At 55.9% G+C, this 12,450-nt stretch carries 12 protein-coding genes, 1 tRNA gene, 2 pseudogenes and 1 riboswitch; of the genes and pseudogenes, 13 read left to right on the top strand and 2 right to left on the bottom strand.

Annotated elements, in window-relative coordinates; genetic code table 11:
• The first annotated feature begins 14 nt into the window (after positions 1–14).
• From queC to A9G06_RS14930, 4 genes are all read left to right on the top strand, one after another.
• On the top strand, positions 15–722 hold the full coding sequence (gene queC / locus A9G06_RS14945) for a 7-cyano-7-deazaguanine synthase QueC (RefSeq protein ID WP_069555737.1): 708 nt from the start codon (positions 15–17) through the stop codon (positions 720–722).
• A 61-nt stretch (positions 723–783) separates the two neighbouring features.
• A complete protein-coding gene (queE, locus tag A9G06_RS14940; protein WP_069555736.1) occupies positions 784–1,455 on the top strand; it encodes a 7-carboxy-7-deazaguanine synthase QueE in 672 nt (223 codons plus the stop codon).
• Between the two features lies 1 nt (position 1,456).
• Positions 1,457–1,687, top strand: coding sequence for a DUF3820 family protein (locus tag A9G06_RS14935; protein ID WP_005337126.1), 231 nt, complete (start codon positions 1,457–1,459; stop codon positions 1,685–1,687).
• Positions 1,684–2,259, top strand: coding sequence for a cob(I)yrinic acid a,c-diamide adenosyltransferase (locus tag A9G06_RS14930; RefSeq protein ID WP_069555735.1), 576 nt, complete (start codon positions 1,684–1,686; stop codon positions 2,257–2,259). The genes A9G06_RS14935 and A9G06_RS14930 overlap by 4 nt, the downstream gene beginning before the upstream one ends.
• A 69-nt stretch (positions 2,260–2,328) precedes the next feature.
• Here the strand turns inward: A9G06_RS14930 and A9G06_RS14925 are convergent, their stop codons facing one another.
• Positions 2,329–2,733: an H-NS family nucleoid-associated regulatory protein gene (locus tag A9G06_RS14925; protein ID WP_069555734.1), complete on the bottom strand. Its 405-nt coding sequence runs from the start codon at positions 2,731–2,733 to the stop codon at positions 2,329–2,331.
• A gap of 302 nt (positions 2,734–3,035) precedes the next feature.
• Positions 3,036–3,207: riboswitch (Lysine riboswitch) on the top strand.
• Between the two features lie 88 nt (positions 3,208–3,295).
• Here A9G06_RS14925 and A9G06_RS14920 point away from each other — a divergent pair.
• On the top strand, positions 3,296–4,876 hold the full coding sequence (locus A9G06_RS14920; RefSeq protein WP_069555733.1) for a Na+/H+ antiporter NhaC family protein: 1,581 nt from the start codon (positions 3,296–3,298) through the stop codon (positions 4,874–4,876).
• 91 nt (positions 4,877–4,967) lie between these two features.
• The gene (locus A9G06_RS14915) at positions 4,968–5,549 is read left to right on the top strand and encodes a thymidine kinase (protein WP_005337121.1); all 582 of its coding nucleotides are present in this window, start codon (positions 4,968–4,970) and stop codon (positions 5,547–5,549) included.
• Positions 5,550–5,629: 80 nt separating this feature from the next.
• Here A9G06_RS14915 and A9G06_RS14910 read toward each other — a convergent pair whose 3' ends face one another.
• Positions 5,630–6,967 (bottom strand): flavohemoglobin expression-modulating QEGLA motif protein, encoded by a 1,338-nt coding sequence (locus A9G06_RS14910; RefSeq protein ID WP_069555732.1) that lies wholly within the window; start codon positions 6,965–6,967, stop codon positions 5,630–5,632.
• Positions 6,968–7,125: 158 nt separating this feature from the next.
• On the opposite strand from A9G06_RS14910, the gene A9G06_RS14905 reads away from it, so the two are divergent.
• The 7 genes and pseudogenes from A9G06_RS14905 to A9G06_RS14880 form a co-directional block, all read left to right on the top strand.
• Entirely contained in the window at positions 7,126–7,581 is a 456-nt protein-coding gene (locus A9G06_RS14905) for a YbjN domain-containing protein (protein WP_005337119.1), read from the top strand.
• 134 nt (positions 7,582–7,715) lie between these two features.
• Positions 7,716–7,803: transfer RNA gene (locus A9G06_RS14900), tRNA-Ser, on the top strand.
• A 414-nt stretch (positions 7,804–8,217) separates the two neighbouring features.
• Positions 8,218–8,736 carry a type VI secretion system effector Hcp1 gene (gene hcp1 / locus A9G06_RS14895; protein WP_005332563.1) on the top strand — a complete coding sequence of 173 codons (519 nt, stop codon included), beginning with the start codon at positions 8,218–8,220 and terminating at the stop codon, positions 8,734–8,736.
• A gap of 197 nt (positions 8,737–8,933) precedes the next feature.
• Positions 8,934–9,221 (top strand): type VI secretion system PAAR protein, encoded by a 288-nt coding sequence (locus A9G06_RS21595; protein ID WP_083243803.1) that lies wholly within the window; start codon positions 8,934–8,936, stop codon positions 9,219–9,221.
• 11 nt (positions 9,222–9,232) lie between these two features.
• A pseudogene (gene tssI, locus A9G06_RS14890) lies at positions 9,233–11,161 on the top strand (type VI secretion system tip protein TssI/VgrG); the annotation flags it as partial.
• A 180-nt stretch (positions 11,162–11,341) separates the two neighbouring features.
• Complete coding sequence (locus A9G06_RS14885; RefSeq protein ID WP_083243802.1) at positions 11,342–12,109, top strand: cytotoxic necrotizing factor Rho-activating domain-containing protein; 768 nt, start codon at positions 11,342–11,344, stop codon at positions 12,107–12,109.
• 8 nt (positions 12,110–12,117) lie between these two features.
• A pseudogene (locus A9G06_RS14880) lies at positions 12,118–12,450 on the top strand (transposase); the annotation flags it as partial.

The raw sequence follows: 12,450 nt of genomic DNA, 5'->3' as shown, positions 1-12,450 counted from the left end.
AAGGAGTTATCAAGATGAAAAAAGCAGTCGTGGTTTTCAGTGGCGGTCAGGACAGCACCACCTGTCTGGTACAGGCATTGGCTCAGTATGATGAAGTGCACGCCATCACCTTCGACTATGGCCAGCGCCATCGGGAAGAGATCGACACCGCGCGTCGTCTGGGCAGTGCTCTGGGGATCGCCGCCCACAAGGTGATGGATGTGACGCTGCTCAATGAGCTGGCGGTCTCTGCCCTGACCCGTGACGACATTCCTGTCAGCTGCGAGCTGCAGGATAATGGCCTGCCCAACACCTTCGTGCCGGGCCGCAATATCCTGTTCCTGACCCTGGCTTCCATCTATGCCTATCAGGTGGGCGCCGAAGCGGTGATCACCGGTGTCTGCGAGACCGATTTCTCCGGCTATCCCGATTGCCGTGACGAGTTCGTCAAGGCCCTCAATCAGGCGGTGTCGCTGGGGCTGGATCGCGGCATCCGCTTTGAAACTCCCTTGATGTGGCTCGACAAGGCCGAGACCTGGGCACTGGCGGATCACTATGGTCACCTCGACACGGTGCGCCAGCATACCCTGACCTGCTACAACGGCATTGCCGGTGACGGCTGTGGCACGTGTCCTGCGTGTGAACTGCGCAGTCGCGGTCTGAACAACTATCTGGCCGACAAGGCGGGCATCATGGCCAGGTTGTTTGAGAAAACCGGGCTGGGCGAGAAAAGCGCAGAGTGAGCCTGCGTCTTGCCGTGGCTTGGGGTATAATCCGCGACTTTTGCAACAAGCCGTGATCGAGATGCACTACCCAATCAACGAGATTTTCCAGACCATCCAGGGGGAGGGCATCTTTACCGGCCTGCCCGCCATCTTTGTTCGCCTGCAGGGTTGCCCGGTGGGCTGCCCCTGGTGCGATACCCGTCATACCTGGGTTGTTGATCCGGCTCGTGAAGTGGGCAAGGCGGCAGTGCTGGATCGCTCCAACGAATCCGATTGCTGGAGCCAACTCAGCACCGCGCAGATTATCAAGAGCTTTGGCGATCTGGGTTATCAGGCGCGCCATGTGGTGATCACCGGTGGCGAGCCCTGCCTCTACGATCTGCACGAACTCTCGTCAGCCCTGCTGGCGGCGGGTTATCAGGTGCAAATTGAAACCAGTGGCACCAGCGAGATCAAGACCCATGAGCAGACCTGGGTGACCGTCTCCCCCAAAATTGGCATGAAAGGGGGGCTGCCTGTGCTGGTCTCGGCGCTGGAGCGGGCCAACGAGATCAAGCATCCGGTGGCCACCGAGCACCATATTGAAGAGCTGGATGCGCTGCTCGCTACCGCTACCCTGCGCCCTGATGTGGTTATTGCCTTGCAGCCGATTAGCCAGAAACCACGGGCTACCCAATTGGCGATGGATACCTGTATCGCGCGTAACTGGCGACTCTCAATCCAGACTCATAAATATCTGGATATCGATTAATATGGATTGGCTATCCGACGAACAGGTGCTGCTGACCCTGACCAATAAGATGCCTTACGGTAAATATCAGGGGCGGCGTATCATCGATATTCCCGAGCCCTATCTGGTGTGGATGGCGCGCAGCGGTTTTCCGGCGGGTAAATTGGGCCAGACGCTGGCGTTGGCTTACGAAATCAAACTCAATGGACTTGAGTCCATGATTATTCCCATTATTAACAGGATGTCGGTATGAGAATATATACGAGGCAGGGCGACAAGGGCATGACCCGGCTGGCCGATGGTATCCAGTTGCCAAAGGATCATTTGCGGGTCGAGACCTACGGTTATATCGATGAGCTCAACTCCCATATTGGCTTGCTGATTTGTGATGTGCCGTTGCAAGAGGTCAGCTTATTGGCTGATTTACAGCTGCTGCAACAAGAGTTGTTTGATCTGGGGGGGGAGTTGGCATTCTCCAGCGACGCCCAGAATGAATCAATTTGGCAAGTTAATGCCGCCTGGACCACTCGCCTTGAACAGCAGATAGATCGTTATAGTGAGCCATTGCCACCGCTGCGCCAATTTATATTGCCGGGTGGTTCCCGTGCCGCGGCGCAAGCGCATGTGGTGCGTACTCTGGTGCGTCATTGCGAGCGCTTGCTGCTGACATTGAGCCGGGAAGAGCGGGTCAATCCCGAGGTGCTGCCCTATCTGAACCGGATGAGTGACTGGTTCTTTACCGTTGCCCGCTATCTCATCTGCGTGGCAGGGGATCGTGAAGTGCTGTGGGTCAAGGCAGCAGATCGCCCGCAATCGGCTATCTGATATGTCACATTTAAGCGGCAATAAAAAACCTCGCCTTGGCGAGGTTTTTTATTAGCAACGAGATTGAGATCAGATAGCAAAGTCTTCCAGTGATTTGCCTGCTGCCACTGCGCTGGCAATGGCCGAAGGCATACGGCCCTGGCCGGTCCAGGTTTTCTCTACGCCATTATCCTGATAGCGATATTTGGCAGGACGTGGCGCCCGCTTGGCTTTTTCTGATTTGCCGGGGTTGGTGGCGACAACGCTCACCAATTCTGCCGGGTCAATACCGGCGGCTTTCAGCATTTCGCTATATTCGTTAATTTTCCGCAGATGCTCTTCACGGGCCTGACGCTCGGCAGCTTCATCCTGCTGACGTTCAGCAACGATAGTAGAGAGTTTTTCCAGTGCCTCTTCCAGTTGTTCCAGAGAAAGCTCGCGGCAGGTCGCACGCAGACTGCGGATATTAAGCAGTACCTTTAAAAATTCATTCATAGGAGTTACCACGTCGAGTCAGAGAAAAATATTATGTTCCAGCTGATTCTTGCTTGGCGATTTAAATAAGTCAAGCCGGGTTAAATATAATATCCGTGGGGAACATCAATACAGATATTTAATATGGCCTGCAATAGGCTTGGAGATTGGATGCCAATGAAACCGCAGTAGGTGAAAATAGCGTCAAAACAGGCGTTGTTGCATCATTTGACTACCATTTTTCGACCTTGATATGTTTATTATGATTATTTAATCAAAAAACTTGCTATAAGCTGCCATCTCGATAAAATGTGCGGCGAATACCTTTAAGTAGAGGCGCGCTGCCTATGAGTATTTGTGCGGAGGGTGATGCCTGTGATGCACAAGGAAAGGAGTCAGCGCCGAAGTGGCCAGGCCATCATACCGGGCTGCTGGTTCTGCATCTAATAGGTGCAGGACTGCCATAGTCATCCACTATGGAGCGCTACCTGAAGGGGCTGAGGAGTATGACCTCCCCATAGGTTTTGTTTCTTTAGATCCTCTCGGTAGATCTCCACCTGTAATCTTTAGGTGCAAAGAGATCATGGACATTAGTCATTTCGCCGACTCCGGTTGGTCCGTTCTTCCCCCCCTGTTGGCTGTCGCGTTGGCGATCCTGACCCGCCGCGTGCTGCTGTCCCTTGGTGTGGGCATCGTCACCGGCAGTTTGCTGCTCAATCAGTTTTCACCCCTCGAATCCCTGCATTACATGTTGAATACCGTGCTCAAGATCTTCTGGGTCGATGGCGCGCTCAATCGTGACAACGTCAACATGATCCTGTTTATGCTGCTGCTGGGTGGCCTCATCAGCCTGATGAGCGTCTCCGGGGCGACCCGTGCCTTTGCCGAGTGGGCCGAGCGTCGTGCCAAGACCCGCAAGGGCGCCAAAGCCCTGACTGGCATGATGGTGTTTGCCTTCTTTATCGATGACTTCTTCCACAGCCTGTCGGTGGGGGCCATCTGCCGTCCGGTGACCGACCGCTTCCAGATCTCCCGTGCCAAACTGGCCTATCTGCTGGACTCCACCGCGGCGCCGGTCTGCGTGCTGATGCCCATCTCCTCTTGGGGCGCCTATATCATCGCCCTGGTGGGCGGCATCATGGCGGCCCACGGTCTGACCGAACAGAGCCCCATCGCGGCATTTGTCGAGATGATCCCGATGAACCTCTACGCCGTCTTCACCCTGATCATGGTGCTGGTGGTGATTGCATTCCAACTCGATATCGGCCCGATGCGTCAACACGAAGCGTGGGCGCTGGAAGGCAAGCTGTGGGATGAATCCAAGGGCCGCCCCATCGGTCTGGATATGGAGAGCCCGGAGGAGAGCAACGGCGGCATGATCGACATGGTACTGCCGATCCTGACCCTGACCGCCGCCACCATCTATTTCATGATTGATTCCGGTGCTGCGGTGCTGAGCGAGAAAGGGCTGCCATTCAGCGTGCTCGGCTCGTTCGAAAATACCAACGTCGGCTCTTCGCTGGTCTACGGTGCCCTGTGCAGTCTGGTCGTCTCCATCGGTCTGGCGATGCGCCTGAAGCTGGGAGCCAAGAACTGGATCAAGGCCGCGCCGCAAGGCGTCATGGCCATGCTGCCAGCCATCAACATCCTGCTGTTTGCCTGGACCATAGGTGCCGTGGTGCGCGACGTGGAGACCGGCAAGTACCTGGCTTCGCTGGCTAACGGCAACCTGCCGATCGAAGTGCTGCCTGCAGTGGTCTTTATCCTCTCCTGTGCCATGGCGTTTGCTACCGGTACCAGCTGGGGTACCTTCGGCATCATGCTGCCGCTGGCCGGTGACATGGCCGCCGCCAGCGACATCAGCCTGATGCTGCCGATGCTAGCTGCGGTACTGGCTGGCTCGGTGTTCGGGGATCACAGCTCACCCATCTCCAGCACCAGCATCCTCTCTGCTACCGGTGCCGGTTGCCATCACATCGATCACGTGATGACCCAGCTGCCCTATGCACTGGCCATCGCCTTCGGTGCGGCCATCGGTTACCTGGCGATGGGCTTGATGCACTCCAGCCTGGCCGGTTTCAGCGTCAGCGCCCTCTGGTTTGTGCTCTTTACCAGCTATCACCTGAAAAAGGCCAAAGCGCGGCCAGAGCTGGCCACCGCGTAACATTTATAGAGCAAGGGGCCCGCGGGCCCCTTGGTTTTGTCAGGGGCTTTGGTTAGCATGCGCCCCATAAATTCAGTTTCGGAACAGTATCATGGCTTCACTGCACTACAAATTTGCCACCATGAATTCAGGCAAATCCACCCAGCTCATTCAGGCGCACTTCAACTATCTGGAGCGGGGCATGCATCCTCTGGCGATGACGCCAGCCATCGATGACCGTTTCGGGGTCGGGGTGATCAGTGCCCGGGTTGGCCTTGAGCTGAAGGTGGACGTGTTCAGCGACAGCTGTGATCTGTTTGAAATGGTGAAAGAGCGCCATGCAAAGAAACATATCGATGTCTTTATCGTGGACGAGGCCCAGTTCCTGACCCGTGAGCAGGTCTACCAGCTGGCCCGCATCGTCGATGAGCAGGATATTCCGGTGATGGCCTATGGCCTCAAGACCGATTTTCGCGGTGAGCTGTTCCCCGGTTCCTACCATCTGCTCTGTCTGGCCGACAAGTTTGAAGAGCTGAAGAGCATCTGCTGGTGTGGCAACAAGGCTCACATGAACTCCCGGGTCAACGAAGCGGGGCAGGTGATGCGTGATGGCGAACAGGTGGAGATCGGTGGCAACGATCGCTATGTGTCACTCTGTCGCAAACACTATCTCGAAGGTCGGGCTTACAAGTAAGTCGGCTGCGATATTTGAATCGTCGAGCAGGGCGCCAATCTGGCGCCCTTTTTATTTTCCCCAACTTGTATCGCTGTGGTTCAGTCGATCTCGATATCCACCGGCGCAATGATGGGGTCGGCCACCGGCAGGCGTTGAAACAGCTGGCGAAAATGGTGCTGTACCCGGCCTATATCGACCAGTGACATGCCGGAGGCAAAACCGAACCAGACATAGAGGCCGGTGAGATCGCGAAACATCGGCGGCAAATAGCGGGGAGCGGCGATCAGCCCCTCCAGATAGTGCTGATAGAGCACCGGAATGTCATCCAGTGTCACCTTGCCGACAAACAGCATCGGCAGGATCTCGGGCACCCCTTCCAGCACGGCGCTGCGGATAAAGTTGACCGTCTCCACATAGCCACGCACGTAGGAGAGATCCTTGGTAAAGCAGGCGCCGCCGCCCACCATGCCGCCACGAAAGACCCGCTGGGTGATCTTGTAGGCGTCGTGCTCGCTGGTGCCCTGCTGCACGAAGTGCTGAAACACCTCGATAAAATCGGCGCCGCGCTCGGCCATGTCGATGGCCATCACCCGATCGGAGATACGCTTGGCCCGATCCGGAAAGGAGCTGAAGGTGAGGGTCTCTATCAGGACGGCCAGCCCCTCCTGACAGGCGGTGATCCGCGGTGAACCGGCGCTCAGCCAGGTGGCATAAGGCTGCTGGCGACCGTTGAGGGTGGTACCGACATGGACCCACCCCTCGTGTACCTCCAGTACCTGCAAGTCCAGCTCGGAGAAACGGGCGTGGGAGTTGAGCTTGATGTAGTCGCCCCCGGCCGCGGCGTCAGAGACAATCCCATCGCTCAGCTTCACCTGCACAGTGCCGTCACTGAAGTAGCTCGACAGCTTGCCCTGCAGTTTGGCGACCGCGGCTTCTCCTTCGAACTCCTTGGGATAGGGACGCACCAGATGGCGGGCGCCGGGCAGGGAGAAGATATCGCACAGGCGGGCGCCCAGCTCCTTGAGAGTCTTGCGATCCCCGCGCAGGTGATCGCTGGCAGAGCCATAAAGCAGCTGGCTGTAACGCTGAAAATCGGGTTGGCCGCGCTGGCGCAGCATCTCGATCACCACCATGTACTGATCGACCGTCTCTTGCAGGATCCGGCCAAGATCGTCCTGTGGCCCCAGTTTTCCGCGGATCCGGTCCCGCAGCTCCTTGAGCTCCAGATACTTGTTGCGCGGATCGAAGCCGAGGGGGAGGGCATCATAGAAGTGCCTGTCGATAGCGGGCAGCTCCCTGCCACCGCTTGCCAGAAAGCGATCCTGCAGATGGCGTGGCCATTTGATGGCATCCAGAATGCGGATGGGTTTTTGCAGGGTGAGCAGCTCATCCGAGAGTGATTTCAGATGAAGGCGATACTTTTCTTGGATTGTCATGGGGCCCCCTGTGGGGCAAGCGTCATCGTGGATTTGGCTGAGTATATGCATAGCGCTTGCCAAAAAGAAGCGAGCCGCAGGGTTATCGGGTTGGCGTGCTTTTTGTTGATAGCAAATTGGTTTAGACTGCGCCCCTTGATCCCAATCTTGTCGTGGAAATGATGAATATCCCCAGCTCCGAAATGATAATGCGTTGGTTGCAACAGGCTCGTATCGAGCACTATGTCTGCGATCAGTGTCACGGTATCCACATTGTCTCTTTGCAGTCGGTCGATGGTATTCAGGAGAGCCGGATCTTCGTGGAAGAGGAAGGTCTGCTGTTCTCCTCCGAGCTGGAAGTGCGCCCCTCCGCAATGCTGCCGCTGGTTGCCGAACTGGGCCGACTCAATATGCAGTACCCCTCCCTCAAGGTGTTCCTCGATATCATCGATGACAACCTGCCGCGGCTGGTGGTCGGCCACACCGTCTTTACCAAGGCAGGACTCAGCGTCGAGCAGTTCCTGCTGTTCGTGCAAAGCACTATCGCCGCTACCCACGAACTGGTTGCCGAATGCGAACGTTCCGGCTTCCTCAACCTGCCGGAAATTCAGGTTGCACCGGAATCTGTGCATTAAGTGTTCGAACGGTTCGCCAGGTGAAAAAAGCCGTTGACGCGGGCGGGGCTTTCCCCTAAATTACGCCCCGTTCCAGCGCAACAGCGTAGCGAACACCGTGTTGGCTGAACACGTTAAACCACAGAGCAAAATTTGGTGAGGTGTCCGAGTGGCTGAAGGAGCACGCCTGGAAAGTGTGTATACGGCAACGTATCGAGGGTTCGAATCCCTCCCTCACCGCCACATTGCAAAGCCCTGATGGAAACATCAGGGCTTTTGTTTTATGTGCGATCTTTGATATGTCATCTGATGTCAGCTGCTCACCATCTTCATCCCTCACGTTATCTGTTGATTGTGTAATCGGTTTCTTGTTGTTATCTCGCCCATTTGCGATGGGCAGTGAGGCTTATGTGGAATGTGTCGGTGATATTCTCTATTTTGTGCAACAAATTGCGCAGTATTTAGTTGTATTCACTTTATTTGCAATATTTAACAGCCAATAATTCCAACTTGCGCAACTATTTGCGTGGGTGGTCGTTTTCGCTTGATGCTTTACCTGTAACGCATTGATTATAAAAGAATAATATTAATGGCATGGTCGCTGCTAAGGCTGGTTGAGTGCTATCTCGTTTAACCAACCTATTTAGGAGCATACACATGCCAACTCCATGTTATATCAGCATCGAAGGTAAAACCCAGGGCAATATCACCGCTGGTGCCTTCACCTCCGATTCCGTCGGCAACATCTTCGTACAAGGCCACGAAGACGAGATGCTGGTACAAGAGTTCCAGCACGTCGTCACCGTCCCGACCGACCCGCAATCCGGTCAGCCTGCCGGTCAGCGTGTCCACAAGCCGTTCAAGTTCACCGTTGCGCTAAACAAAGCCGTACCGCTGATGTACAACTCTCTGGCGTCCGGCGAAATGCTGCCGAAAGTGACCCTGAAGTGGTACCGCACCTCCGTTGAGGGCAAGCAAGAGCACTTCTTCTCTACCGTGCTGACCGATGCCACCATTGTTGACATCGACTGCCAGATGCCCCATTGCCAGGATCCGGCGAAGTCTGACTTCACCCAGCTTATCCAGGTCTCCATGGCTTACCGCAAGATTGATTGGGAACACACTGTTGCCGGTACCTCTGGTGCTGACGACTGGCGTGCGCCTATCGAGGCGTAACAGCTCGTTTTCCTTTCTTTGTTTTAGTTCTCTAGAAGTGCAGTCCACGTGGTCCGTATCCGTAGCACGTAGATGTTTCCCCAGCCTGATTAATCCCGCAGGCTGGGGCTTTTATGTTTTGCCATCCCCCTGTTATGTCGCCGGTGTCTTGCATAGTGAGGGCGGAGTGATGGCAAAGCACACAAGAGGTTTGAATTATGTGTCCCTCCATTGCACTGCTCGGTGATATCGGCACTGACCACGATGGCTTTCCACCGACCCCGGTGACAGCGGCCAGCCCTGATGTCTTTCTCGATGGTAAGCCTGTTGCCCGTCAAGGCGACCTGCTAGCGCCCCACGACAAGCCCAATAACCCGCCGCACCCTCGCAGTATTGCTGGAGGTGTGAGTTCTGTGTTGGTGAACGGCAAGCCTATCGCTGTCACCGGCACAGCTGTGGATTGTGGTGGCGTGGTGATTGGTTCGGGCAGTGGACAGGCAGGATAAGGAACAAGGTCATGGCTCAGAGCACAGGATTACAATTCACCGTCAAGGTTGGCGCACTGGCTGACAGTACCTTTGCGGTGGCGAGCTTCAAGTTGGATGAGGGCCTGAACCGCCCCTTTAACCTTCACCTAGAGGTTGCCAGCCAGCAGCCGGACATCGACTTTGGCGCCGTGCTGGACCAGCCCTGTGAATTGATGGTGTGGTACAACGGCGAGCTGCAACGCCGTGTCTGCGGCGTAGTGAGCGAGTTTGCGCAAGGGGACAGCGGCTTTCGCCGTACCAGTTACAGCATGGAGGTGAAACCCGCCTTGTGGCGACTTGGTTTACGCCAAAACTCCCGCATCTTTCAGGCCCAGAAGCCTGACGAAATCCTCAGCATTCTGCTGCAAGAGCACGGCGTTACCGACTACGCCTTTGCGCTGAAGAATGAACATGCCCAGCGCGAATACTGCGTCCAGTATCGTGAGACCGACCTCGATTTCCTCAACCGCCTCGCAGCCGAAGAGGGCTTGTTCTACTTCCACGAGTTTGAAGCAGGCAAGCACCGTATCGTCTTTGCCGACGATGCGGCGGCATTGACCCAAGGCCCCGAGCTGTTCTTCAACCTCGGTAACCGCTCGCTGGAACAAGGTGCCTATGTGCGCCAGTTCCACTACCGCGAATCGGTGCGCCCCTCGGATGTGGAGCTGAAAGATTACAGCTTCAAGACCCCGGCCTATGGCCTCTCCCACAAAAAGCAAGGGGTAGAGCTCGAGCACCAGCGCGATACTTACCAGCATTTTGACGATCCAGGCCGCTACAAAGAGGACGGCAGCGGCAAGGCGTTTGCTCAGCACCGGCTCGATGCGCTGCGCAATGACGCGGTGGCGGGCAGTGGCAAGTCCAACAGTGCAGCTCTGCTGCCGGGACAGTTCTTCTCGCTCACCGAACACCCCAACACCAGCCTCAACACCGACTGGCAAATCGTCCATATCCGCCACACTGGTGAGCAGCCGCAGGCACTGGAAGAGGAAGGGGGCAGCGGCCAGACCGTCTACCACAACGAATTTGGCGTAGTGAAGGCGAGCACCACCTGGCGTGCCCGCATCGGCAGCCCAGAGGCACCTCACAAGCCGATGGTGGACGGCCCGCAAATCGCGATAGTGGTCGGCCCCGAGGGGGAGGAGATTTACTGCGACGAACATGGCCGGGTGAAACTGCAATTCCCGTGGGACAGGTATGGCAGCTCCAACGACCAGAGCTCCTGCTGGGTGCGGGTGAGTCAGGGCTGGGCCGGCGGTCAATACGGCATGATGGCCATCCCGCGCATTGGCCACGAGGTCATTGTCTCGTTTCTGGAGGGTGACCCCGACCAGCCTATTGTGACCGGTCGCACCTTCCACGCCACCAACCGGCCACCTTATGAGCTGCCTGCCAACAAGACCCGCACCGTGCTGCGCACCGAGACCCACAAGGGCGAGGGCTTCAACGAACTGCGTTTTGAAGACCAGGCGGGGCAGGAAGAGATTTACCTCCACGGTCAGAAAGACCTGAACGTACTTATCCAGAACGATGCTGCCTGGCATATCAAACATGACCAGCACACCGACATCGACAATGAGCGGGTGACCCGCATCAAGGCCAACGACCACCTGACGGTGGAGGGCGAGAAGCGCGACCAGATCAAGGCGTACTATTCGCTTACGGTCGATGCTTCCCTGCACCAAAAACTGGGACAAAGTTGGCTCACCCAGGCCGGGCAGGAAGTCCACATCAAGGCCGGCGCCAAGGTGGTGCTGGAGGCGGGATCTGAAATTACCGTCAAGGTGGGCGGCTGCTTTATCAAGGTGGATGGTGGTGGCGTCACCCTGGTTGGCCCTACTATCAAGATGAATTCGGGGGGCGGTGCTGGTTCAGGGGCAGGATGTGCCGGGCAGACACCAGTTCAACCCAAATCAGTCGCCAAACCTAACGATCCGCGAGACTCACACATCGTTTGACCGGTACCGTTCCAAGCATCTGTTATTCCTATACAGGCTGCTACCAATAATCGCGAGCTGTTGTCTAGTCAGTCTTTATCGCCTGCGATCTTTGCAGGCAGTTCAGTGGTGGTTTAGCCCGGCAACGGTTTTGCGAGTGCAGTGGCACAACCAGAGTCAGAGCGTAAACTGATCAAGCCGAACAAGGATACTCAGCGGCTAGCCAGAGGCTATATCACGCCATTAGCCAAACATGGCCTGCTGGTCGGTGAGCGAACTAGCCCAATTTATCTTGCGTTTGATGCCTGTCGGATTGACATTGAAATGCAGCTGGACGTACCTCGTGCCTACCACATTGATGATGCTAGCTTTAGCGAGAAGATCCTCACTGCGACAGGTGCTGAGGCAACGTCTCTTGAAGGCGGGCAGCAGATTGGTCGCTATTGGGGTAAGAAGTTATTGGGAGAACAGGTCAGTTTGATCAACGAACTCAATGGTACAGCTGGTACGGTTGGCATTCGTATCCCACTTGGTAATCTGGTGGAAGGCCAGCCAGTGGTACTGACCTCGGGGGCATTGAGCGGTTGTACAATGATATACGCCTATGATTCGCAGTTTTTCTACGCCTATCACACGGGCCAGCCTGGCAACATGAATTGGCGCACTGGAATAGATGGGATAGGAACTACTGCTGCTTGCCACCGTCTTTTGACCGAACGTGATCCAAGATTGCTGCGAAGCCACAACGATAGTTTGCTGGATATGTTTGCCTCCTACGATGGAGCTTTCATCACCTACTTTGGTCAACCGGGCACAGTCATGACCCGACGTGTGGCCAAGGTGACGGCTTTTGATTATAACCAGGCCAAGTGTAGTGGTCTAATCATCCCGGACACCATTTTAGGTGGTACAGTCGCCACCATGACCTGAGGTGTTCAATGACAAGATTACGTCGCTCATTTACTGCCGAATTCAAACTCGAAGCTGCATCCCTGGTGCTCGACCAAGGATATTCTGTCCCTGAAGCCAGCCGTTCACTGGATGTCGGTGAAACAGTGCTCCGTCGCTGGGTTCAGCAGCTGCAATCCGAACGAACTGGCACAACCCCAATCAGCAAAGCACTGACTCCAGAGCAGCAGAAAATTCAGGAGCTGGAAGCCCGTATCAACCGGCTCGAACGTGAAAAGGACATTCTAAAAAAGGCTACGGCTCTCTTGATGACGGACGAGTTCACACGTACGCGCTGATAGACCGATTAAGAGAGCAAGCCC

It is taken from the genome of Aeromonas sp. DNP9, assembly GCF_001728955.1.
GTDB lineage: Bacteria > Pseudomonadota > Gammaproteobacteria > Enterobacterales > Aeromonadaceae > Aeromonas > Aeromonas veronii.
The sequence above is the reverse complement of the archived record's forward strand: the minus strand, read 5'-3'. Positions and strand labels throughout refer to the sequence as shown.